General features: G+C 31.4%; 21 protein-coding genes and 1 pseudogene. 15 read left to right on the top strand and 7 right to left on the bottom strand.

Annotation, left to right across the window (positions count from 1 at the left end; translation table 11 throughout):
* Positions 1 to 568 precede the first annotated feature (568 nt).
* A pseudogene (locus tag BR66_RS23725) lies at positions 569 to 892 on the bottom strand (VOC family protein); the annotation flags it as partial.
* Between the two features lie 300 nt (positions 893 to 1,192).
* Positions 1,193 to 2,092, bottom strand: coding sequence for an amidohydrolase family protein (locus BR66_RS0111755; RefSeq protein WP_035796126.1), 900 nt, complete (start codon positions 2,090 to 2,092; stop codon positions 1,193 to 1,195).
* 162 nt (positions 2,093 to 2,254) lie between these two features.
* Between BR66_RS0111755 and BR66_RS0111760 the strand changes: the two genes are divergently transcribed.
* The 13 genes from BR66_RS0111760 to BR66_RS0111820 all read left to right on the top strand — a co-directional run bounded on the left by BR66_RS0111760 (position 2,255) and on the right by BR66_RS0111820 (position 18,211).
* Positions 2,255 to 2,791, top strand: coding sequence for a TetR/AcrR family transcriptional regulator (locus BR66_RS0111760; protein ID WP_026883114.1), 537 nt, complete (start codon positions 2,255 to 2,257; stop codon positions 2,789 to 2,791).
* Positions 2,792 to 3,599: 808 nt separating this feature from the next.
* Entirely contained in the window at positions 3,600 to 5,054 is a 1,455-nt protein-coding gene (gene gtfA / locus BR66_RS0111765) for a sucrose phosphorylase (protein WP_026883115.1), read from the top strand.
* Positions 5,055 to 5,173: 119 nt separating this feature from the next.
* Positions 5,174 to 6,157 carry a LacI family DNA-binding transcriptional regulator gene (locus tag BR66_RS0111770; RefSeq protein ID WP_026883116.1) on the top strand — a complete coding sequence of 328 codons (984 nt, stop codon included), beginning with the start codon at positions 5,174 to 5,176 and terminating at the stop codon, positions 6,155 to 6,157.
* Between the two features lie 158 nt (positions 6,158 to 6,315).
* Positions 6,316 to 7,683: a glycoside-pentoside-hexuronide (GPH):cation symporter gene (locus tag BR66_RS0111775; protein ID WP_026883117.1), complete on the top strand. Its 1,368-nt coding sequence runs from the start codon at positions 6,316 to 6,318 to the stop codon at positions 7,681 to 7,683.
* Between the two features lie 31 nt (positions 7,684 to 7,714).
* Entirely contained in the window at positions 7,715 to 8,488 is a 774-nt protein-coding gene (locus BR66_RS0111780; RefSeq protein ID WP_026883118.1) for an alpha/beta hydrolase, read from the top strand.
* A 114-nt stretch (positions 8,489 to 8,602) separates the two neighbouring features.
* Positions 8,603 to 9,580, top strand: coding sequence for a carbohydrate kinase family protein (locus BR66_RS0111785; protein ID WP_026883119.1), 978 nt, complete (start codon positions 8,603 to 8,605; stop codon positions 9,578 to 9,580).
* Positions 9,581 to 9,661: 81 nt separating this feature from the next.
* Positions 9,662 to 11,188 carry a sialate O-acetylesterase gene (locus tag BR66_RS0111790; protein WP_026883120.1) on the top strand — a complete coding sequence of 509 codons (1,527 nt, stop codon included), beginning with the start codon at positions 9,662 to 9,664 and terminating at the stop codon, positions 11,186 to 11,188.
* A gap of 123 nt (positions 11,189 to 11,311) precedes the next feature.
* Entirely contained in the window at positions 11,312 to 12,181 is an 870-nt protein-coding gene (locus BR66_RS0111795) for a Nif3-like dinuclear metal center hexameric protein (RefSeq protein WP_026883121.1), read from the top strand.
* A 48-nt stretch (positions 12,182 to 12,229) separates the two neighbouring features.
* Positions 12,230 to 13,030 (top strand): alpha/beta hydrolase, encoded by an 801-nt coding sequence (locus tag BR66_RS0111800; protein WP_026883122.1) that lies wholly within the window; start codon positions 12,230 to 12,232, stop codon positions 13,028 to 13,030.
* On the top strand, positions 13,006 to 13,866 hold the full coding sequence (locus BR66_RS0111805) for a methyl-accepting chemotaxis protein (RefSeq protein WP_084156502.1): 861 nt from the start codon (positions 13,006 to 13,008) through the stop codon (positions 13,864 to 13,866). The genes BR66_RS0111800 and BR66_RS0111805 overlap by 25 nt, the downstream gene beginning before the upstream one ends.
* An 801-nt stretch (positions 13,867 to 14,667) precedes the next feature.
* Positions 14,668 to 15,081, top strand: a complete 414-nt coding sequence (locus tag BR66_RS0111810) for an RrF2 family transcriptional regulator (RefSeq protein ID WP_026883124.1) — start codon at positions 14,668 to 14,670, stop codon at positions 15,079 to 15,081.
* 231 nt (positions 15,082 to 15,312) lie between these two features.
* Positions 15,313 to 15,909, top strand: coding sequence for a class I SAM-dependent methyltransferase (locus BR66_RS0111815; protein ID WP_051624214.1), 597 nt, complete (start codon positions 15,313 to 15,315; stop codon positions 15,907 to 15,909).
* Positions 15,910 to 17,002: 1,093 nt separating this feature from the next.
* On the top strand, positions 17,003 to 18,211 hold the full coding sequence (locus tag BR66_RS0111820) for a MerR family transcriptional regulator (protein WP_026883126.1): 1,209 nt from the start codon (positions 17,003 to 17,005) through the stop codon (positions 18,209 to 18,211).
* Positions 18,212 to 18,381: 170 nt separating this feature from the next.
* Here BR66_RS0111820 and BR66_RS24835 read toward each other — a convergent pair whose 3' ends face one another.
* Positions 18,382 to 18,756, bottom strand: coding sequence for a lipopolysaccharide assembly protein LapA domain-containing protein (locus BR66_RS24835; RefSeq protein WP_051624215.1), 375 nt, complete (start codon positions 18,754 to 18,756; stop codon positions 18,382 to 18,384).
* 215 nt (positions 18,757 to 18,971) lie between these two features.
* Between BR66_RS24835 and BR66_RS23735 the strand changes: the two genes are divergently transcribed.
* Complete coding sequence (locus tag BR66_RS23735) at positions 18,972 to 19,844, top strand: YihY/virulence factor BrkB family protein (RefSeq protein WP_278246814.1); 873 nt, start codon at positions 18,972 to 18,974, stop codon at positions 19,842 to 19,844.
* A gap of 16 nt (positions 19,845 to 19,860) precedes the next feature.
* Here the strand turns inward: BR66_RS23735 and BR66_RS0111840 are convergent, their stop codons facing one another.
* From BR66_RS0111840 to BR66_RS0111855, 4 genes are all read right to left on the bottom strand, one after another.
* Complete coding sequence (locus BR66_RS0111840) at positions 19,861 to 20,304, bottom strand: hypothetical protein (RefSeq protein WP_026883127.1); 444 nt, start codon at positions 20,302 to 20,304, stop codon at positions 19,861 to 19,863.
* Between the two features lie 67 nt (positions 20,305 to 20,371).
* Positions 20,372 to 20,839, bottom strand: coding sequence for an RrF2 family transcriptional regulator (locus BR66_RS0111845; protein WP_026883128.1), 468 nt, complete (start codon positions 20,837 to 20,839; stop codon positions 20,372 to 20,374).
* Between the two features lie 305 nt (positions 20,840 to 21,144).
* Positions 21,145 to 21,831: an SDR family NAD(P)-dependent oxidoreductase gene (locus BR66_RS0111850; protein ID WP_026883129.1), complete on the bottom strand. Its 687-nt coding sequence runs from the start codon at positions 21,829 to 21,831 to the stop codon at positions 21,145 to 21,147.
* Positions 21,832 to 21,926: 95 nt separating this feature from the next.
* Entirely contained in the window at positions 21,927 to 22,907 is a 981-nt protein-coding gene (locus BR66_RS0111855) for an amidohydrolase family protein (RefSeq protein WP_026883130.1), read from the bottom strand.
* A 255-nt stretch (positions 22,908 to 23,162) separates the two neighbouring features.
* Between BR66_RS0111855 and BR66_RS0111860 the strand changes: the two genes are divergently transcribed.
* The gene (locus tag BR66_RS0111860) at positions 23,163 to 24,020 is read left to right on the top strand and encodes an AraC family transcriptional regulator (RefSeq protein ID WP_051624217.1); all 858 of its coding nucleotides are present in this window, start codon (positions 23,163 to 23,165) and stop codon (positions 24,018 to 24,020) included.
* Positions 24,021 to 24,221 lie beyond the last annotated feature (201 nt).

The raw sequence follows: 24,221 nt of genomic DNA on the forward strand, positions 1-24,221 counted from the left end.
ACACAATGCTCCGAAAAAAATGCAATGTTTTTGGAATGCTACAAACCAAATGGTACAAGTATAAAACCATGATATTAAAAGGTTTTAGTCTTTTTTATGTTATGGAATGTTACTATTAAAAGGTTACAATAAAAGGAACGTTAGCATTTATGAAACACTTTTTAAGCAGTGATATATAAGGTGTATACGTGCGTTATAGGCACGTATATTAACAAATATTGCATATACAAAAACATATGCAATTCAATTAATGGTATTGCATAGAAAATCAAAGTAATTTATAGGAATTTCAAGTTTGATTTTCCTAATTTTAAAACAAATTATCCTGGTAAAAAAACAAGCAATCAACTGAGAAGGGCAATTATAAATTAAAATCAGTTTTGGCTATTTACATAATTGGTGAAAATAAATGTTATGTCCATATTGAAATATCAAAACTTAGGTTTATAGAATTATATTCTTTTGGTATGGTAGTATGGCTGTCTAAAACCTAAATTTGACACAATAAATGGCAAAAAATAAAAAAGGCGTATTGTCTTGGTACTTCGCCTTTTTTCAAAACTACGTACTATTTAATTTCTGCAAAAATTTCATGTATATTGCCATCTGGGTCGGCGAATAGTGCTGTTCTTTGATTCCAAGGCATATCTTGTGGTTCATGAACAGAAGTTGCTCCTTTAGAGATTAACTTCTTAAATGATTCATCAACATCATTAGGATTTTCACATGGAAAAGCAAGTTCAAACCCCTGTCCAAATGATTCTTTCCTATATTCGCTACTATACACATACATAACATCTCTCATACAAATAGCAAATCTTGCTCCATCGTTTTCAAATTCAACATAATTATCAAGGTCATTTTAAATTCTAAATCCGAGAACTTGATTATATATCAAAGCTTTTATGTATTTTAAATTCCATTTTTATGCTTTCCTTGACCGTTTAGGTAATAAAAATGACCTTTCATGGTTAATCAATGGTAGTGACTACCATGTAAGTTATTATATAACTACGGCAATATATTAATGCTACTTTGCCCCTGATTACAGAGATGCTTGTATTACGCCATCTAATATAGCCTTTTGGATGGGTTAGGCCAATCTGGTAAAAGCAAAAGTGCTGAAATGTTTATCGGATTTTTACCACAATTTTGAATTTAACCAGTAAAGTTGATAACATCCGAATTGAACTCAGCTAAAACGAGGGAAGAGTTTACATATCGTATCTGATTTGATCATCTGCTTTTCGGCCTCGCTAAAACCTTTATAGTCATTTAGTTGATTAAGACTTGCTTCTACCCCATTCTTAGCACGTATAGGATAATCCGTACCATAAAGAATATGAGATGGACCCACCAGCTCATTCAATGCAGAAAATGTAATTAGTGAAGTTGATAATGCTAGTTCGTAATACAATGTGCGCAAGGAAGATAATACTTCCTCTGGAGATTGGGTAATCCCACCCCATTCACTTGCAATACTCAAGCGATATGAAAGATATGGAATTGTTCCTCCGGCATGAGCAGCAATCCAACGGATGTTGGGATAACGCTTAAGTTTCCCTTTGTAAATAAGATCCATAAATACTCGTGTTGTATCAAACGTAAATTCATAGACAGATACATGGCGTCCAAATGAGGGTAAGTTATCTCCTGCAGGATGACCAGGATGAACGAACACCACCGCAGACCTTCTATTTAATTCAGCTAAAACTACATCCATACTATCATCACTTAAATAAACTCCAGCATGATTACTTACAAGAGAAAATCCATCCACTTTTAAGATATCATAGGAATATGCTATTTCTTCTAAGGCTTTATCAGTGTCTAAATATGGGATGCCAGCTAATACTCCATATTCTTTAGGATACTTTGCACTTATCTCTGCTAAGTAAGTATTGAGTTTGCGAACTGTTTCAAAATTTTCATCGCTATTAGGCAATGAAAGTAGAGCCCCTGTGATTCCTAATAGTCTCATTTCTTCTCTATCGCTTTCAATACTCCACTCCGGACAAGGTATACCACCGGTTTCCACCTTTTTAGGAAACACATGATGGTGAACATCTATTATTCTTGCTTCATTTGACATAATTTATCATCCTCTCTTATTATCTATATTGGGTTAATTGTAAAGTTGCTTAATAGTAATTAAGTCCGTTGCATTTGTAACTGATATAATCATATGATATAGTAGTTAATGTTAGAAATCAATACAACTCGAGGGTTCTGTTACAGAAAGGGGGAATTTGATATGCCTGATTCGTATGCTGAATCTCAAAAGAAAATTACAAGAGAAAGTATATTTACCGCTTTAATTATTAAGTTAAAAAAAGAATCATTTAATGATATAACTATAACGCAATTAACAAAAGTTGCAGGGGTATCTAGAATGGCTTTTTACAGGAATTACATTACTAAAGAGGATATAATTATTAAATATTTAGACGAATTATTTAATGAATTTGTTAATGAAATCAAGTGTTCAAAAATTAGTACAAGATATGATTTCGCATTATTGTACTTTTCTTTTTTTATGAATAGAAATGAAATTATTGAAACATTAGTCAACTCCGGATTAAGTTATATTCTTTTCGATCGTTTTAGTTTTAATATGTCAAAATTTTTTATGATCACACCTTACAGTTTTTTATTTAAATTAGAGTATAATAATTATCTAGCACATTATGCCTCAGCAGGCCTTCTTAGTATATTATTAGCATGGATTAAAAATACTAAGAGAGAAAGTATTGAGGATATGTCAAAACTTATAGCTGAAATACCTCATTAGCCGCATATTAAATACTAAATTTTATTATATTTCAACAAGCACACCCTAATAACATGATGAAAAAGTGTTTCATTAGAGTTATAAAGGTTTATTTTGAAGTATTTCAAAAATATATAGGATTTTATGGAAAGAAAGATGGGATAATAAAGTTATTACATACTATTCGCAAAAGTCTACTTATCAATACGCCTTTTTATTTTTGACATTTATTGCGTCAAATTTAGGTTTTAGACAGATATAATTTATTAAGTGGATGTATCCAAAATAAAAGGTGTGCAGGTGATAAAACATATAAATCCTCAGTTTATAAAGCAATCTGCTTAAAAAATTTAATGAATAATATAATATTTTTCATATATGAAATTGAAATTTCCTGACTTTTTTATCAAAGAATTATTTGGCCGAATGTTCAAATCACTTCGGGAGCACCAAGGCAAGGCCTGAAAATGCTAAGTTTCAGGCCTTGTTATATTTTTTTGAAATTGATTAGCAAGCTGATTTGTTGTCAAATATCCATAATATATACATTTATTTAGATAGCTTTAAAAAATTGTGTGAAAATTAAACAATATGGCCTAAGATGAAAGTCATAATATCTATGTCAACCGATTGACATAGATATGTAAACGATATATAATTATAATATGATTTTAAAATTTTATTTTATGGGAGGTTGTTTTATAAATAGTGTCGGTAATTAGTATGATCACTAAGGCTACTTAAATAGAAAATAATCATTTATGGTTATATTAATTTCTAGATAAATAAATAACATACATTAAATTGTGAAAGATAGGAGAGTATTCTAATGAGTATTAAAAATAAAATCATGTTAATAACTTATGCTGATAGCTTTGGAAAAAATTTAAAAGAAGCAGGCGAAATTTTAAACAAGCATTTTAAAGGAATAGTTGAAGGAGTTCATATATTACCCTTTTATCCATCATCATCAGATCGTGGGTTTGCTCCACTTACTTATAAAGAGGTAGATAAAAATTTTGGAGATTGGAATGATATAGATCAAATTGGTGAAAATTTTTATTTAATGTATGATTTTATGATAAATCATATTTCCAAGAGTTCCGAGTATTTTCAAGATTTCAAGCAGAACAAAGACAAATCACCCTATGCAGATTTATTTATTAGATACAAAAAATTTTGGCCGAGTGGTGAGCCAAGTGAAAAAGACATAGATTTGATATACAAACGAAAACCAAAAGCCCCATGTATTGATGTTGATTTTTCAGATGGTACAAGTGAAAAAGTGTGGTGTACATTTGATGAAGAACAGATAGATTTAAATATATATTCAGATGTAACAAAACAATTAATTAAAGATTTTCTAGTTTATCTTTGCAAAAGGAAAGTATCTATTGTAAGGCTAGATGCTTTTGCATATGCAACAAAACGTCCTGGGACAAATTGCTTTTTTATTGAAAAAGATGTCTGGGAACTTCTTGATTTTGTTAAATCAATACTTAATCCATATGGAGTTGAATTATTACCAGAAATACATGAACATTATTCAATACAAATGAAATTAGCAGAAAAAGGATATTGGGTATATGATTTTGCATTGCCAATGATATTGCTTTATACATTATATAGTGGATCTAACAAACGGATTAATAATTGGCTTAAAATATGCCCAAGAAAACAGTTTACTACTCTTGATACTCATGATGGAATTGGTGTGGTTGATGTTGCTGACCTATTAACAGAAGAAGAGATTCACGAAACGAAAAAAAATTTGTTTTCAAAGGGTGCAAACGTAAAGAAAATATACAATACAATGGCGTATAACAATCTTGATGTTTATCAAGTTAATTGTACTTATTATTCTGCTTTAGGAAATAACGATAGATCTTATCTATTAGCTAGAGCTATTCAGTTTTTCACTCCGGGTATTCCACAAGTATATTATGTTGGATTATTAGCTGGTGAAAATGATATTAAATTACTTGAAGAAACTAAGGTTGGTAGAAATATTAATAGACATTATTATTCGAAAGAAGAAATTGAGACTAATTTACAAAGACCTGTGCTTAAGCGGTTGTTTAAATTAATGAAATTCAGAAATTCCTATGAAGCTTTTGATGGTGATTTGTTTATAAATGAAGATTGCGCTATAAGTAACATTGAACTTACATGGAAAAAAGATGAGTTTAACACAACCTTAAGTGCTAATCTAAACACTCATGAATATAAAATTACTTACTATGATATAAGTACAGGGAGATTTGAAGAACTAAAAGAGATTTAACATTTGCTGGAGCATATCATGTGAATTTTGCTACAAATGTATTAAAAAATGTACAATTGCTTTCACATGTTTTATAGTATACTATAAAATATGTGAATAATTCAAGGGAGGGAAAGCAATTGAAACCCAAAATAAAAGATGTAGCAAAATTAGCAGGTGTTTCCCCTACTACGGTTTCTCGTATTTTAAATAATCGTGGTTATATTAGCGCAAAAACAAGAGAAAGCGTTTATAAAGTAATGGAGGAACTAAATTATCATCGAAATGATTTAGCAAGGTCACTTTTTTATAATCGAACATATATAATTGGATTAATTTTTCCAACTACAAGCAATCCATTTTTTGGACAATTAATTTTTCACATAGAAAATATATGTATGTCGTTAGGCTATAAGGTTATGCTATGCAATAGTCTGAATCATATTGATAAAGAAAAACAGTATTTAGATATGTTACAGAGGAATCAAGTGGACGGAATAATTGTTGGAACTCATAATCAAGGAATATTAGATTATGAAAATGCTAACATACACGTTGTTGCAATAGATCGTTATTTATCAGATAAAATTCCTATTGTTTCAAGTGATAATTATGAAGGTGGTAAAATGGCAACTAAATTATTATTGAATAAAGGTTGTAAAAAAATAATACTTATTAGTGGTCCAAATGGATTAAAAACACCAGCAAATATGAGAAAAAAAGCATATGAAGATGTACTTCTCGCAGCAGCAAGAATACCTATTACTTATGAAATATCAGCTAGCTTTGAAAAAGACACGCATATTACAACAGTAAATAAACTATTCGATGAAAATAAAGATGTTGATGGAATTTTTGCAAGTGATGATTTAATTGCTTCGGCAGTAATTAACGAAGCTAGAAAAAGGGATATAAATATCCCTAATGATTTAAAATTAATTGGATATGATGGTACAGAAACTATTAGGACCTGCATGCCACAGTTAACAACTATACAGCAACCAATTGAAGAAATTGCTAAGGTGGCAGTAAACATTTTAGTAAAACAAATTGATGGTACCTATAATGATACAAATTTGCAGACAATTCTACCTGTGAAACTTATCGAAGGAACTACTACATAATTTAAATAAAGAAGATGATGTCACAAACTTTTACATCATCTTTTTTTATTACAATACTATGAAACCGGTTGACATATGGTATCGGTTGATATACAATAAATATATTGAAGTAAACGTTTGCGGAAAGCTATTTTTTATGATGAAGGGGGAATTATAAAATGTCAAATTCAAGTTCAAATTCAAATGTTATACTGTCATTAAAGGAAAAGCTTAGTTATGGGGCAAGTGACGCTGGATACAATTTAGTTTTTACTGTTATTTCTAGTTTCTTAATGTTTTATTATACAGACGTTGCTGGGGTCAATATAGTAGCGGTAGGAACACTTTTCTTGGTAGTTCGTGTACTGGATGGAGTTGTAAGCCCAATTGTTGGTGCACTGATCGATAAAACAAATACTAGATGGGGAAAAATCAGACCTTGGTTTTTATGGTTTACCTGGCCATTTGCTATTATTGGAGTTATGACTTTTTCTGTACCAAGTATTGGTGCTAATGGACAAATAGTTTATATGTATGTAACTTACATATTAATGAATATTATGGCATCAGCAGTAGGAGTGCCAATAACAGCATTATTGCCTAGCTTAACAACTAATCCACAGGAAAGAATTAAAGCAAATACTTTTAGATGTGTATGTGGTCAAGTAAGTGTTCTTGTTGCAAGTATGGCAACATTACCATTAGTGTCAATTTTAGGACATGGTAATCAGAAAACTGGTTTCTTTTTAACATTACTTTTGTATGGTGTAGTTGCAGTGTGTTTACAACTTACAGCTTTTAAAAACACAAAAGAAAGGGTTATTGTAGAGAAACAAAAAGAAGCACCTTTATTTATTAGCATTAAGGCACTTGTTCATAATGTGCCATGGTGGATACTTGCTATTTTAAACTTTGTAATTTTTACTGGAATTGTTGTTAAATTACAGGCAACTGTATACTTTTTCAAATACAACATTGGTAATGAAAATATAGCTTCCATAGCTAATGGTTTAAATGCTTTCGCTATGATTTTAGCTATGGCACTTGTTCCAATTATTGCTAAGAAGTTAAAAAATAAAAATATAGTTATTTTAGGTTTACTTATTAGTATTGCTGGACAATTAATATTATATATAGCAACAACAAATCATTCCATAGTAATAACACTTATGGGAGCAGCTATTGCATCTTTTGGACTAGGGGGAGCACAAAGTATAGTATTTGTAATGTTTGCTGATACCGTTGATTACGGTGAGTGGAAATTTAAAGTACGGGCTCAAGGACTAGTTACATCTGCTGGAACAATTGGAGTACAGTGTGGTGCTGGTATTGCTGGTGTGTTAATGTCATTTATATTATCAAAAGCAGGGTTTATCCCAAATGTGGTTGAAAAATCTTCAGCACTAAACGCAATTTCATTTTGCTATGTGTGGTTACCAGTTATAACTTTAATTATATGTATAGTTTTAATATGTTTTTATCGTTTAGATTCATGTAGAGAAGAAATGCTCTCAGAACTTGCAAGGAGACATAATGAGTCAGTTTAAAATATTATATAATAACTAAGGAGATTTTTAAATGATTAACTATGTAAATTTTAAATGTGGAGATAATTGGTTAAGAGGAACAGTTCATATTCCAGAAATTAAAGGCAAAAGTAAATTCAAAACCGTAATTATGTTCCATGGCTTTGGTGCTAATAGAATTGAATACTTTTCCTCATTTGTTAACATGTCAAGATTATTGGAAAGGAATAATATTGCTAGTGTACGCTTTGATTTGTCAGGGCATGGTGAGAGTGACGGGGAATTCTTTGATGTTACTATATCAAATGAGGTTAATGAAGGAAAACAAATAATTGATTTCGTAAAAACTCTAGAGTTTGTTGATTCGAATAATATTAATTTAATGGGCATGAGTCTTGGTAGTGTTGTAGCTAGTATTGTAGCTGCGGAAAAAATCGAAGATGTACAATCTTTATGTATGTGGTCACCAGCAGCTGTTGTTGTAGATGAAATTAAAATAAATAAAACATTACAAGGAAAACCATATGCTAAAGAAATTAAAGAAAAAGGATATTTTGATTTCAATACTTTAAAAGTTAGCCAAGAGTTAATAGATGATGCTATAAATTTAGATATTTACGGTAGAGCTGAAAAATTTGATAAAGATGTTCTAATAATTCATGGAGATAAAGATTGGATTGCACCAGTTAAATATGCGGAAACTTATATTGAACAATATGGTGCAAAAGCAAAGCTTGAAGTAATAAGTGGAGCAGATCATTCTTGGGGCACTGTAGATCAAAGAGAACAACTATTTAATAAAACATTAAACTTTTTCTTGAAATAATATATTAATAAGTTGTTGGATGAAAGAAATCATTAGCCAGCAACTTATTAATTTGCATCAGAATTAAATATAGGGAGGTGAATGCTATGGTTTTACTAAATCATAGCAATTTGTATGAATAATGTATTATGTATTGGTGAAATTCTAATTGATTTTATATGTTCAGATATTAATTCGAGCATAATAACTGGAGGAAATTTCAAGAAGAAAGCTGGAGGTGCTCCTGCAAATGTTGCTTCTGCTATTTGCAAATTGGGAGGAAAGGCTTCATTTGTTGGGAAAGTTGGGGATGATGCCTTTGGTGTTTTTTTAAAAAACACATTAGAACATAACATGGTTGATACATCAATGATCGTATTAGATAAAAATGCTTATACCACACTAGCCTTTGTATCAATAAAATCAGATGGCGAAAGAGATTTTGTTTTTAATAGAGGTGCAGATGAGTTACTAAAATATGAAGAACTAGACATTAATAAAATATTTTCAAATAAAATAATACATTTTGGTTCTGCAACAGCTCTTCTAGGTGGCGAAATGAAGAATACCTATATAGATATTATGAAGAAAGCTAAAGCTAAAGGTATTTTTATATCTTTTGATCCTAACTTTAGAGACAATCTTTGGGGCTGTAGAACTAAGGAATTTATTGAACTATCTCTTGCCTGTATAGAAATTGCTGATTTCGTTAAACTCAGTGATGAGGAATTAAGATTAATAACGGGTAAAGAAAATTTAGCTGAAGGAATTGAAAGCATAGTTAAAAATAAAATTGTTGCTGTGACCTTGGGAAAAGATGGAACAATGATTTCTAATGGAAAAAGAACAGAAATTATTAATAGCATTAATGTAACATCAATTGATTCAACAGGAGCAGGGGATGCCTTTGTAGGGGGGGTACTATATAAAATATCACAGCTAGACAATCCACATGAAATTTGCGAAGATTTCAATAAATTAAAAAGAATTATTTATTTTGGAAATAAAGTTGGGGCTAAAGTATGTACAAAATTAGGTGCTATTTCTTCATTGCCAACCATTTCTGAGGTGGAAAATAAAAATGAAGATAAATTAGAATTACAGGTTGAATAGTTTCAGTACCCAATATGCTGTAGGAGGGGTTTCAAACGTGTAACCATTTACTAAGATCCATTAGGAGAGGGAGTGATGTTAATGTTAAAAACTGAGATGATTTTTGGTAACAATATGGTGATTCAGCGACAAAAGAAGTTTAATATATGGGGAACTGGTCTATCCGGTAAATCTATCACAGGTATGATAAAAGGAAAGAAAAATGAAGTGGTAGGAGGAATTATAGATAAAAATGGTAATTGGATGCTGGTTTTTCCGCCACTAGAAGCTGAGAGGAATTTAGAACTTACAATAACGGATGGCAACGAGACATTGACATATGGTAACATTTGTATCGGTGAAGTGTGGGTGGCTGGTGGACAATCCAACATGGAATATTTTTTACAATATGATGCAGAAAAAGAAAGCGTTCTGGACGAAAAAATGAATACTGATATCCGTTTTTTTGATTATCCAGAAGTATCCTATGAAGGACAGCTTGAGGAACATGACTATTCCAGATTTGGCATTTGGAGAACATGTACTAAAGAGGATTTACCTTATTTTTCTGCCGTAGGTTATTATTTTGCGGAGAATTTGCAAAAAATGCTGGACATCCCTATCGGTATAGTTGGATGTAATTGGGGAGGTACTCCTGCCTGCGCCTGGTTGGATCCGGATTATTTAAAGGATAATGAAGGAAAAGCATGGCTTGAATCATATGAAGAAGCTGTTAGTGATCTTAATGTTGAAGAATATAAGTCTAATTTTCATGCTAATCCTATGAATGACCATTCAAATCCATTACAAGATGAAATGATGAGCAAAATGTTTTATCCGGGACTTTCTCGTGAGGAGCAGTTAGGATTAATTCAAATGATGTCAGGTGATCAGGGTAAGATGCTTTTACCACAACCAGGACCTTATTATGAAAGGCGTCCTGGTGGATTGTATGAAGTGATGCTGAAAAAGGTTGCACATTATAACGCTCGAGGTGTCATTTGGTATCAGGGGGAAAGCGATGATGAAAAACCAGAAATTTATGGCACGGTTTTTAGTAAAATGATTGAATGCTGGCGTGACCTATGGGGAGATAAACTGACGTTCTTGTTCGTACAACTGGCTCCATTTGACCAATGGTTAATAGCTTCCGGTAAGCAATTTCCAGAACTGCGTAAGCAACAGGAACTTGTGTCTAAAACAGTACCTGATACCTGGATGATTAGTTCTTCCGATGCCGGTATGGAATGGGATATCCACCCGAAGCATAAGAAACCAATCGGTACGCGTCTAGCTCTATTGGCAAGAGGACATATTTATGGTGAAAATATATTGTGTAATCCTCCTGAATTTTTAAATGCCAAGAGGGTTCCGGAAGGAATAAGGATTGACTTCCAAAATGCAGATGGTTTACATGTAAAAGGTAAACAGGTGAATGCATTGTCAATTGTGAGTGTAGATGGAACAGAACTCACTCCAATGGGCGTTTCTATTTTTGAGGATGCTTTATTGATTAAGGGAGAATTCCCTGAGAAAGTATATGTTTATTTTGCTAAGACAGGTTATTATGAAATTAATCTTTATAATAAGAACGATAATCCGATGAAACCCTTTGAAGTCATTGTATAACATGATAATTCATTAACTTATTTGTATAAATATCTGATTTATAGTTGGGCTACTCTATAAAATGTAGAGTAGTTTGTAGTAGGAATTTGTTTAAAAAAGTATTTATTGAAAGGATTTTATATTATGAAGGTAAAACAAATTATAGATGGAATTATAAACAAGTTTGGTGGCGTTAAATTTGAACAAACTTGTGACCAACTTATGAGCGGTAGTTTTGATACAGAAGTAACAGGTGTTGTAACTACATTTATGGCTACGGTAGATGTAATCAATGAAGCAATTGATTGCGGGGCCAATTTTATTATTACTCATGAACCAACATACTATACTGGATTAGATCAAACGGAATGGTTAAAGGGAGACCCAATATACGAAGAAAAGAAAAAAATACTAGAAGAACACGGTATTGCAATTTGGCGTTTCCATGATCATATGCATGCAGCACCTACTGATTTAATCTATGATGGTTTATTAAAGGAGCTAGGCTGGGAAGATTACGTGATTAAAGGAATACAATCTTCACATTGTCAGGAGATAAAAAAAATGCCTTTCAAAGGATTGGAAGAAGTTTTTAAAGAAAATCCACATTGCTATGAGATACCAGAAATATCTTTGAAAGAATTAGCAGAAAATTTCAAAAAAAAATTAGGAATTGATGCGATTCAAATTGTAGGATCTCCTAATACTAAATGTAGAAGAGTTGGTATTTTGGTTGGTGGGGTAAGTTTAGGAATAGGTGGAGAAGAAATTCCTATGGTCCTAATGAAAGAGCAGAACCTAGATGCTATTGTGTGCGGTGATATCATAGAATGGACATTATGTCCATATATTCGTGATGCTACTTCTTTGGGAATGAATAAAGCTATGCTTGTTTTAGGACATGAACGCAGCGAAGAACCTGGAATGAAGTATATGGCTGAATGGTTAGCTCCAATGCTGAAAGATACTCCAGTACGATTTGTGGATGCAAAAGAACCATTTAAATATTTGTGATAAATAAAATAAATTAATAGTTCAACATATTATAGGAGATGAAATAAAATGGCTTTTTTACAAGTAAACTTTTTTTCAAAATGTTTAAAGAGACTAGTTACATTTAATGCGCTTATACCTATTGATACATTTGAGATACCGGGTCAAGAGAAAATTGAAAGGGGACCAATGAAAACTCTATACCTTTTACATGGTTACTCGGGAAATCATATGGACTGGGTTTGTGGCTCTAAAATCCAAGAATTATCACTAATACATAATATAGCAGTATTTATGCCCTCTGTCGAAAATAATTTTTATTTAGATGATATTGATAAAGGGGAACTATTTGCAGAATTTGTTGGGAATGAGCTAGTAGAATTTACACGTAAGATGTTTCTACTTTCAGATAAAAGAGAAGATACATTTATAGGTGGATTATCTATGGGTGGATATGGAGCAATTCGAAATGGACTAAAATATTCTCAAAAATTTAGTCGCATAATAGCATTATCTTCTGCTCTTATAACTTACAATATTGCTGGGATTACTAGCGATTATAAAGATGAAGTTGCAGACTATAAATATTATACAAGGGTTTTTGGTGATTTAAATAAACTTCTAGGCAGTGATAAAGATCCACAGGCACTTATAATTAATCTAAAGAAGAAAGATGATTATATTCCTAAAATATATATGGCTTGTGGTACTGAAGATTTTTTGCTAGAAGTAAATCATAGCTATCGGGATTTCTTAATTTCACAGAAGATAGAGCATACGTATGTTGAAAGTACTGGTATTCATAACTGGGATTTTTGGAATGAATATATTGAAAAAGCAATTATATGGGCAATGGAAAAAGATTCATGACCACCGGCGAAATATTTGATAATGAGATATTCAACTCGTTTAATAATTTACTCGATTATATTCAATATTTTTTTGAAGATGATGTATCATTTTCAATTACAAACTTAGATACATTTATTATTCAAAAAAACAATGATAATATACCTATGAAACCTAATGTAGGTGACAAAATTCCTAAGGGTGGAGCTATTAGTGATGCCCTAAGAACGGGTAAAATAATTACAAAAGATGTTCCTAAAGAAATTTATGGAGTACCATTTACTTCTTATGCAATTCCTATTAAAGATGAGAATGGTGAGCTAGCAGGCTGTATAGTTCTTGCAAAGAGTATGGTTAAGAAAAATGATGTTAATAATCAGATCCATACTGTAGCTTTTGCGGTGGAACAAATATCTATAGCAATCAATAATCTATCCTCTGGTATACAAAAGGTGGAGGATATGAATAATGATATATTGGAAAAAGTTCATGAATCAGATATTGGTGCTAAAAATACTGATGAAATATTAAATTTTATAAGGGGTATAGCTACTAATACAAATATGTTGGGCTTAAACGCAGCAATCGAAGCCTCAAGAGCTGGTGAATATGGAAGAGGGTTCAGTGTAGTGGCCACAGAAATAAGAAAGCTATCTGGTTCAACTGGGGAGTCTATTAAAGAAATAGATTCTGTGTTAAAAAAAGTAAAATTATCAATAGGAAGTATAAATAAAATGATAATAAAGTCAAATGAAGTATTTACAGATGAAGCAACGAATATTCAGCAGATTGCCACATCTATTGAAGAACTTAATACTGCTACACATAGTTTAGAAGAATTAGCTAAAAAAATATAATGAATTAATGAGTTATTTGCTTGATAATTATTAATTAAACTGCATTAGGCATCTTCAAAAAAATTAGAAAAGATTTGTTGGCAAAATCATATTTTTTAAATTTAAATTTCCTGACTTTTTTATGACAGAACTATTTTGGGATCATCAAGAAAAGTATGGAAAAATACTATAGAATCAAATATTTCATTGGAGACTACTTACATAAAATAGTCTCCAATTTCACGATAAAATACAATAATTAAGATTTATAGAATACCTATATATAAGGGTTTGACCAAAGACACTAAACCACAAAATAGGTATTCATCCACATTCCTAAATCGTGGGCCGGAGGTTCGAATCCTTTTAGGTGCACCAAAAAAAAGCTTGTAGCCGAAATGGTTATAGGCTTTTATTATTTTTTGTAAAATTGGATACAAAATGAAAATGAGCTACATCAACTTGATGTGGCTTATTTTTTTATACGTAAGTCGTCTGTCACCCGTTATACGTATATGCAGTGCTATATTTATATACTAATCTTTATTTATGAAAATGATGTGAAAAAATTGAATATTAATTGTAAACAGTTAAAATAACCATATAGCTAACATTTTTAACAAAACCCATTGTAAACCATTTTATGAATTATTAATATTAAGCGGTCTCAATTTATCAGATTCAAGTACACACACTTAATTTTTAAAAATCATTTTAGCAACTATTTACATTAACTTTCTTTTTAAGGGATTGACAAAAGTAATTGATATCGGTATTATTAAAGATAAATAGAGTCTGTATTATCTTTTAAGGGGGTATATTATGAAATATACAAAAGCGACAAACTATGCACTGCATATTGTCGCGTATATGATTAAATATGATAAAAATGATAATTTGAGTTTACAACCATTAGCAAAACACTTGAATATGTCGGCTACCTATCTTTCAAAGATTTTAACGCAGTTAGTAAAGGCTGATATAATTCAGTCAACTCCAGGTGTAAATGGTGGTTATACTTTGCGTAAAAAGAAAGAGGACATTTCATTTATGGATGTAATTAATGCAACCGAAGGAACTGGGGCGTTATTTACTTGTGACTTACAAGAGGACGACAAGTGTCATATTTTTAAAGTAATGACAGAAGCAGAAAATGTTATGGAAACGTATCTGCAAAATAAAAAGCTATATGAAGTAGTACCAAGTACAACAACCAATGGAATATGTGAGGAATAATCCTTTCATATATCCTTAATTAATGTATAATGTTTTATATATCAATTAAGGATAATAAGAGTCTTTATTGTATACAATAAAGATATAAATTTTAATATATAAAATAAGATCTATTATAGAGCAGATTTTTCAGAAAATATACTAAAGGTAATATCAAAGCCTTTTAATATAATTAAGTAGGCGATGACTGCCATATAACAAATAAATCATTTTATCAAGAGGAGGACAAATATGAAAAAACATCAACACAATCTAAAAGAAATCCAGCGACAATTATCAAGAACAGTAGAATATTTAGACAGTCCTGAAAGAATAAAGGCTTTTCCACCAAAAGAACTATTGCAAATGCTCCCTATTAAAAAAACTGATAATATTTTAGATTTAGGTGCAGGTACAGGATATTTAGCAATTACTGCAGCTCAAATGGTTCATGGATTAGTTTATGCACTAGATATGAATTCTAAGATGCTTAGGATTATAGAGTCTAAGGCTCAAGATGAAAATATTACAAATATTCAATTGGTTAAAGGAAGTATTGATGATATTCCACTATCAGATAATTCAATTGATATTGTACTAGCTTCATTAGTTTTACATGAAGTTAAACCGTTATCTAAGACGCTACAGCAAATTAAACGTGTGCTTAAAGAAGATGGATATTTTCTATGTGTCGAATTTGAAAAAACAGAAAGTGCTACTGATGGCCCCCCAATGCATATAAGAATTCCTTCATCGATTATGGAAGAGGAATTAATAAATGCTGGATTTAGTATAATACAAAAATTATTTCCAAGTGATATTTTATATATTTTTATTGTTAAAAGATAAGATTGTTCTCGTTGCAGTCTAAAATCCCTATACATTTAGGTACTAATTAAAAACAAGGTAATGGATAAAAATGTAAAACAATATAGGAAGCATCAAGACAAGTATAGAATCAAATATTTAATTGGAGACTACTCACATAAAATAGTCTCCAATTTCACGATAAAATACAGTAATTAAGATTTATAAAATGGATATATATAAGGCTTTAACGAAAGGCACTAAAGAGTGAAATAGGTACTCATCCACATTCCTAAACCTTGAACCGGAGGTTCGAATCCTCTTAGGTGCACCAACACAAAACTTATAGCCTCAATGGTTATGGGCTTTTATTATTTTTTGGGAAATTGAGTACAAAATAAAAATGAGCTACATCAACTTGATGTGGCTCATTTTTTTATACGTAAGTCGTCTGTCACCCGTTATACGTATAGGCAATGCTATATTTATATACTAATCTTTATTTATGAAAATGATGTGAAAAAATTAAATATTGATTGTAAACAGTTAAAATAACCATATAGATTGATATTTACGAAAAAAGCCACATCAATCCAATTGATAGTATCATATAGGAAATCAAAGTAATCTAAAGAAATTTCAAGTTTGATTTTCCTAATTTTAAAACATTTTATCAAGGCTAAAAAACAACTGATCACCGGGCAAGGGCAATTATAAGCTAAAATCAGTTTTTGCATTCTACATAATTGGTCAAAATAATCGTAATGTGTTGTATTTGGCTTTTGGTAAAATGTCACAACACATCAAATAAAAATAAATATTTTAAGTATAAACGCCTTGTTTGTTTTTTGTTATCATAGGTTATGGTATATCTCTTTATATTCTTAACTTTATTTTGTCACGAGGATAGTCTAAATGAAATCAATATAATAACAATTATGTGGATTTCATCAAATAAGTGTAAGATCTTAATTTATAAGGTTTTACGCTTATTTTTTCTATATAAAAGTTAGAATTGTAAAAATTAATTCAAATTAAAAATTTTTTTAGTGTTGACCCTAACACAGTGTCATAGTGTAATATAAAAATAGAGTTTGAAGATATAAACTAAAACTCATTGTTGGAGGTAAAGTTTATGAAAACAGTAAAACAAGTTTCGGATTTAACGGGAGTAAGTGTGCGTATGCTACATCACTACGACAAGATCGAATTATTAAAACCAACCAAATTAACAGAAGCAGGCTACAGGATTTATGATGATGAAGCTCTTGAAACTTTGCAGCAAATTTTGTTTTTTAAAGAACTTGATTTACCACTGAAAGAAATTAAAGAAATCATAACTAGCCCTCATTTTGATAAGATGAAAGCACTAGAAAGTCATAAAAAGCTAATGGTTTTAAAACGAGATAGATTGAATAGCTTGATAGAGCTTATAAATAAAACTATAAAGGGAGAGAAAAAGATGAGTTTTAAAGAATTTGATATGACTGAATATTATAATGTATTAGAAGAATTTAAGAACGTAAATAAGGATAAAGTAATTAGAATTTATGGTAGTGTAGATAACTATAATGAATTCATTGAAAGATGCAAGTCTAAGGAAACTGAGATTGCTAAAGAGGCTATAGATCATTATGGAAGTATAAAAAAATTTACTGAAGCTTTGAAGAAAAATTTAAATAATAGTCTAGCAATAACTAAAGCGGAACAAATTGATAAGTTTAAACAAGACTGTCTTTACGATAAGCATCCACAATTAAAAGACCTATATAAAAAACTTACGGCTAACTTAACAAAGAATCCTTCTTCAGAGGAAATTCAGCATATCGCTGGTGAAATAACTAATATAGCTAAAAAAGATTATGAAGCTTTTAAAACTAATATGGGAGACTATTATTGGTACACTATGGTAAAATTTTACTTAGAATTTCCTAAGGGAATAGACAAAGTTGATAAGAAATATGGGGGACATGGTGTATCGTGGTTAGAAGAAATTGATAAGAAATATGGAGAGGGCGCATCTAAATTTATTGGAAAAGCTTTAAAAATTTATCTGGGGAATTATGAGCCTAAAATAGAAACTCTATATAAAAAGCTTGGATCTAACTTAAGTAAAGATCCTACTTCAAAAGAGATTCAACAAATTGTTTCCGAAATAGCAGATGAGAATAGAAAAATCCATGAGGATTTAAAAGTAGATGAGGGAGAAAATCATTTGGGGTATATGGCAGATTGGTATTTATCAAAGCCTACGTATATAAAAGCAATAGACAAGAAATATGGGAGTGGTTCATCTAAATTTATTGGCGAGGCCCTAAAGTTTTATGCTAAAAATAATAAGTAGTGAAATAAAAAGGAGCCTTACATCAAAAATAGCATCACATATCAGTAAAATTTTACTTTTGAACATGGAAAAAAACATTTTTTATAATACAAAAAATGCAATTGAGTTTTCTATATTCTAGAATCGGGTTAGAATAATAACTATCCGATTTTAATTTGTTAGTTTGTTATCTAAATATTATTAAGCCGTCGAATTTCATCATTTAAAGTTTTATTTTTAATTTCTAAAGCTTGGATTTCAGTTTGTAAGGCTTCAATTTTGCTTTTAAAGTTTTCATTCTCCATCTTTAATGATAAAGTTTCTTTTTCATGATTTTCAAATTTTTTTGTTAGTCGCGTATTTCCACGACTTAGTTTCAATTCCTTTTTAAATCCAAATAACGTAACTACTATAGCCCCAATAATTGCAGATACAAATATTATAAGTGCCAAAGAAATTTGAAATTTTGCAATAAAGAAATTAACAGATATAATTGCAGCATTTTGTATACCAAATAAGGTTACTATAATAGCAAAAACTAAAGAGATTATAAAACCAATTCGCATTAGACACTTCCTCCTTCTTTTTATTTACATTATACATAAATAAGAAGAAAATTGAAATATGTTTTCAATTTATATTTATTTTTAGCCTATCTTTATCTTGTATTTTAAAAGGTAAGATTATATAGTATAGCTAAGAATAGAATAGTAGATTATTACTATTCTTAGAGGAGGGAAGCATAATTAAAAAATTTAAAAACTCACTTTTATTTAGATATATAGAACAACTAATATTCAGGTATAAGGATGATGATTTACCCTCAATGAGTGCTCAAATGACATATTACTTAATATTGGCTTTTTTCCCATTTCTTCTTTTCCTAATTAATTTATTAAGTTTCACGCCTCTTTCAAGTGAGATACTTATTATAAGCTTTGATAAATTTCTTCCTAATGACACAGGTGTTTTAGTAAAGAATTTGGTTGTACAGACTTTACAATCTAAAAGTGAAACTCTTTTAATTGTAGGGATGTTAGGAAGTCTTTGGGCAGCTTCTAAAGGAATATCCGCTATTATTAAATGTCTTAATAAAGCCTATGGAATAAAGGAAAATCGTAATTTTATTAAACTTAATTTGATAGCGATTATTTCCACAATCGGGATAACCATTATGATAATACTGTCATTCTTTATGATAGTATTTGGACAAATTATAGGAACCTATGTTTTTGGTTTGGTAGGAGCAACTCTATTGTTTAATATTATTTGGTCATTTTTAAGATATTGTATTCCTCTTATGACAATGTTTACTACATTCTCTTTAATATACAGGTATGTACCAAATATAAAGTTGAAATTTAATACTGTTATAGTAGGTACTATTTTTACCACAGTTGGGTGGATTGCAACTTCTTTGTTATTTTCTTTCTACGTAAATAACTTTTCAAATTATCAAAAAGTTTATGGAAGTTTAGGTGGTATTATTGCTTTAATAAGCTGGCTATATGGTAGTACCCTAATTATACTTATAGGCGGAGAATTAAATGCAATTAATAGATATTTTCAAAGTAAAGAAAAGATCGAAAAGTATGACTCTTTTAAATTAAGTATCCCTTTAGTACAAGCCCCTAAGGTTATAAGGCGGGAATAGCGTACGTTCTCATTTCTCAATTTTTTATAAGGTTGCTTAATACTTCGGGATATCTTAATACCATGGTAATACTTCTTGTTGAATAATATACTAAAAAATATGCCCATGAAATCCAATTGAAATCGTCCATACTTGATTTAAAAATGAATTTAGATACCAAAATTCTTATTAGTATTATCACTACCCAACTAGCTATATATTTGTAAGTATGTCTTATGTAATATTTACCATTGTCAACTTCTATCAACTTCATATTTCCTAGTATTATGCCGGCTATTACTGCTATTACTAAAAGAACAATTAATTCGCTAATCTCAGTTGGTTGAATTGTAACACCTTTAAAATTATCATACAATTCATAAAGCATAATTATAGGTAAGGCTATAAATGTTTTTATACCAACTTCTTTTGATTTTAAACCTTTAAACAGTATTAATAAAATTATTAATATTTCCCACATGCTTTTCCCCCAATAGTATTATCATAAATTTCTAATTACTAAAAACACTTGCTTTACAATTTCTTATCTACTTGACGATTAAGTTCCAGTCAATGGATGGTAGATTCTCAAACTCATAAGCAAGTAAATCTGCAATTGTAAATCTGCTTAATACTTTTTTATATTCATTTTCTGCTTCATTAAAAACACAAACTACTTTATCTGAGTTATTATTAAAATTTTCCACACTATTCATTATTACTTTCTCTCCAAGATTATTGAGTTTTAAAAAAGATGAATTCCCTCCGACAGCTTCAAAAATATCTAGAAATGTAATCTTATTTGTATCCATATTTAAGGATATTCCACCTGTTTTGCTTGCACTAGATTTTACGATTTTTGCAATGACCAATTTTCGAATGATTTTTCTTAAATATGAATCAGAAACATCTAAAATTTTACTTAACACATGACTTTTTAATGGCTGATTATCATTTTGTCTTGCTAGTACAGCAATTACGTATATTGCCTGCTCCACACCAATTGTAATTTGCATTTTTAATTCTCCTTCTCTATTAACTATCTATAGATATTATATATCCATAGATAGTTAATGTCAATAGATATAGTGAAAAATTTTATTTCATTTCTGCTGATAATTTTCTTACAATATTACCAGTCTGTTCTTTACCAAACTCAGTTAATTGCCAATCTGTCCAAGAATCTATTATTCTATTTGGATAATGGACAGATTGTGTATGCTGAATTGTAATAATAAGTTGAACTAAATTTTATTCTAGTTAAATTTAGTAATGAAGGAATCATATCCTGGCTAGGGAAAGTACAAGTGAGGGTTAAGATTTACCAACGCACAACTTTTCCGAATTGATCTAGGTACTGAAGGCCAACTTTACCAGCCTGAGCAACAATGGTATCTACAACTCGTGGGATGGCTTCTTCAATTGAGTAGGTAGCGTTGGGGCCTCCAAGTTTCGTTCTAATCCAGCCTGGAGATATCAAAAGCATCGCCCGACTGTCTTCTGGATGTTTAGCTGCAAAGCTGCGCATCAATGTATTCAACGCGGCTTTGCTTGCGCGGTACACTTCAAAATCACCTCTCTCGTTGTCAGCCACACTACCCTGGCCAGAAGACATCACTCCGATAGTGCCGCCTTCGACAACATTTGACTCAAGTGTTTCAACAACCCTCATTGGTGATAACGCGTTGGTTACCATCACTCTTACAAACTCATCTGTTGTAATGGTGATGGTAGTTTCATAGGTACCAGTGCCTGCATTCACAAATAACAGATCAAATTTTTGGCCTTGAAGTCGATACTTCAGTGACAAAATTTGGTCCATGGATGTGATATCTAGCACCTCCACTTGAAGCTGATCGGACGAGTTTTGCGATAAATCGTGTAATGCAGTTCCACTTTCTTTTCGGACAGTTCCCATAACAGACCAATTTCGTGCCAGAAACTCCTTGGCAAGAGCTAATCCAAGCCCTCTGGATGCGCCTATGATCAAAGCTTTTTTCTTTTCCACTTTACATTTCTCCTTTTATGAGTTTTATTTCGCTATTTACTTTTTCATCAAAACCATAATTACTAGACAATCTATCTAGGTTAAATGAGCCGTTATTATTGATGTTCATTTGGCCTGGAGAGACGCTCCCAATTTATGTGAGCAATCTTATCTTTCTCATCTGGACTGAGAGCTGCTTCATCCAAGAAGTGACCTGGACCACCACCAGGACGATACTGATAAGGATAGTCGGTTGAGAATAAAATACGGTCAACACCAACGATTTCAATGGAACGTTGGAGATAGGACTGGCTAAACATACCACTCGATGTCACGTAAAGATTGTGACGCATATAGTCAACAATGGGCCGTTGCAGTTTTGCCACCCTGTCCAAATTTTTGAGACGTTCGGTGTAGAATAGTATGACTTCACCCCAGTGGCCGAGAATGACCTGTAGGTTCGGGAATCGGTCAAATACACCAGCCAAAACCAGCCGTAGAAATTGGATCCCGCTCTCGTAGTGCCATCCGAGACCAAAAGTTGCAAAAGCAAGGTCTACTTGACTGCCGAAACCAGAATAGTAAGCATCTTGTACAGCACGTTGCGGGATTTGAGGATGGATGAACAGTGGGACGTGCAAACTTTCTGCCGCCTCAAAAATTGGCAGAAAATCACTATGATCAAGGTTCTTTTCTTGTGTCCGGCCGCAAAGCATAGCTCCTTTCAGTCTGAGATGGCGGATGCTTCGCTCAAGTTCCAGGGTAGCCTCGCGTGGAGCAGCGGTAGGAAGAGTAGCAAATCCTTCAAAACGATCAGGTCGAAGTGACACTGTAGCGGAGACGAGATCGTTGGTTTGCCTGGCTAAGTCAACACTTTTGACACTACCAAGGTTGTGCAAGCCGGGTGAGGTGAGTGATAGAACCTGAATATCGACTCCACTCTCATCCATGAGCTTTATACGACCATCACTCAGGTCATCCAACCGATTCTCCACTTCTCCCATGTTAAGACCTTGACTACTATCCTGCTCCCCGACAGACCAGGCATTTCTAACACTATTGGTAAGAAAATGTTCTTCAATTCCTACGATTTTCATTGATATCATCTCTCCTTTAAGTTTACTGATTTTTGGAGCACCAAACAAAGATTATAAATTGAACTTTCAGATACTTCATGAATACAGGATCATTAGTGAAAACTCATATAGTAGCACAAAATTAATTTATCAATTTCTACGATACACCTTACTATTTAGTTATATGATGGTATTATTATAATACAAATCAGTAATATAATTCATGGATTATATTACTAACTATTAGCACAATATTAGCATTAGGAGGTGATAAAATTGACAATTGCTAATAGACGACAGTGGGACTACGATATGTACCATGATTTTCCGGTTAAAATAACCCGTTATGAACAATTAGAACGTGGACCTGTTCTTGAAAGTCACTGGCATGAACAATTTGAAATTTTGTATTTTGAACAAGGTGAATCGTTGATTCATTGCAATGGGCGTCCTTACGAAGTCAAAACAGGGGATATAATGATTATAAATAATAACGAAATACATTGTGGTGAAACTCTCTGTAAGCATTTGATTTATTATATTGTGAAAGTCGATCTTAACTTCCTGCTCAGCAGCCAGGTTGATTTTTGCCAAACAAAATATATAAATCCCTTGCTGCAAGGTCGAATCCGCTTTCAAAATCATATCACCCAAAATGATCGGTTGGCAGAGCAAATCCAGAAGATTGTCAAAGAATATAATCAACAAGAAATAGGGTGCGAATTGGCTATCAAAGAGCATATCTATCATATAATCGTATTACTACTTCGACAATATAAACAGGAAATGTTCAATAACAATGGGTATGATCGCCAGCAAAAAGGCATGAACCAATTACGTACTGTATTAGAATATATAGATAAGCATTACAATGAAAATATTAGTCTCACCCAACTGGCAAACTTAGCTAGCATGAGCAATCAACATTTTTGTCGTATCTTTAAAGGCACTACTGGTAAGCGCCCCGTTGATTATATGAATTACCTACGCATTAATAAGGCAGTAACGTTTTTATCCGAGAGTGATTTAAATATCAGCGAAGTTGCTATGGCTGTAGGCTTTGATGATAGTAATTATTTCAGTCGTCTATTTAAAAAATATCAAAAAATATCACCATCTGCCATGCGCAGGTAAGTATAATCCTTGAGCTTAGAAAATGTATCTCTGCTCATAAACCAAGTAATTCAAAACTGTAACAATTATATTATCTATAGATAAAGCTGAAAACGGACACAGTGAGCAAATATCACTATGTCCGTTTTCACAAGAAAGATTATGTTTTTTATGCCTTTATTCATACTCTAAATTCTTTAATATTATAATAATTATTTAGTA

Source organism: Clostridium akagii DSM 12554, assembly GCF_000686725.1.
Lineage (GTDB): Bacteria > Bacillota > Clostridia > Clostridiales > Clostridiaceae > Clostridium_I > Clostridium_I akagii.

Coding starts and splice junctions, on each gene's coding strand:
- BR66_RS0111755 (WP_035796126.1), bottom strand. CDS start 2,092: ATGTCAAATGAAGCAAGAATAATAGATGTTCACCATCATGTGTTTCCT.
- BR66_RS0111760 (WP_026883114.1), top strand. CDS start 2,255: ATGCCTGATTCGTATGCTGAATCTCAAAAGAAAATTACAAGAGAAAGT.
- gtfA (WP_026883115.1), top strand. CDS start 3,600: ATGAGTATTAAAAATAAAATCATGTTAATAACTTATGCTGATAGCTTT.
- BR66_RS0111775 (WP_026883117.1), top strand. CDS start 6,316: ATGTCAAATTCAAGTTCAAATTCAAATGTTATACTGTCATTAAAGGAA.
- BR66_RS0111780 (WP_026883118.1), top strand. CDS start 7,715: ATGATTAACTATGTAAATTTTAAATGTGGAGATAATTGGTTAAGAGGA.
- BR66_RS0111785 (WP_026883119.1), top strand. CDS start 8,603: ATGAATAATGTATTATGTATTGGTGAAATTCTAATTGATTTTATATGT.
- BR66_RS0111790 (WP_026883120.1), top strand. CDS start 9,662: ATGTTAAAAACTGAGATGATTTTTGGTAACAATATGGTGATTCAGCGA.
- BR66_RS0111795 (WP_026883121.1), top strand. CDS start 11,312: ATGAAGGTAAAACAAATTATAGATGGAATTATAAACAAGTTTGGTGGC.
- BR66_RS0111800 (WP_026883122.1), top strand. CDS start 12,230: ATGGCTTTTTTACAAGTAAACTTTTTTTCAAAATGTTTAAAGAGACTA.
- BR66_RS0111805 (WP_084156502.1), top strand. CDS start 13,006: ATGGGCAATGGAAAAAGATTCATGACCACCGGCGAAATATTTGATAAT.
- BR66_RS0111810 (WP_026883124.1), top strand. CDS start 14,668: ATGAAATATACAAAAGCGACAAACTATGCACTGCATATTGTCGCGTAT.
- BR66_RS0111815 (WP_051624214.1), top strand. CDS start 15,313: ATGAAAAAACATCAACACAATCTAAAAGAAATCCAGCGACAATTATCA.
- BR66_RS0111820 (WP_026883126.1), top strand. CDS start 17,003: ATGAAAACAGTAAAACAAGTTTCGGATTTAACGGGAGTAAGTGTGCGT.
- BR66_RS24835 (WP_051624215.1), bottom strand. CDS start 18,756: ATGCGAATTGGTTTTATAATCTCTTTAGTTTTTGCTATTATAGTAACC.
- BR66_RS0111840 (WP_026883127.1), bottom strand. CDS start 20,304: ATGTGGGAAATATTAATAATTTTATTAATACTGTTTAAAGGTTTAAAA.
- BR66_RS0111845 (WP_026883128.1), bottom strand. CDS start 20,839: ATGCAAATTACAATTGGTGTGGAGCAGGCAATATACGTAATTGCTGTA.
- BR66_RS0111855 (WP_026883130.1), bottom strand. CDS start 22,907: ATGAAAATCGTAGGAATTGAAGAACATTTTCTTACCAATAGTGTTAGA.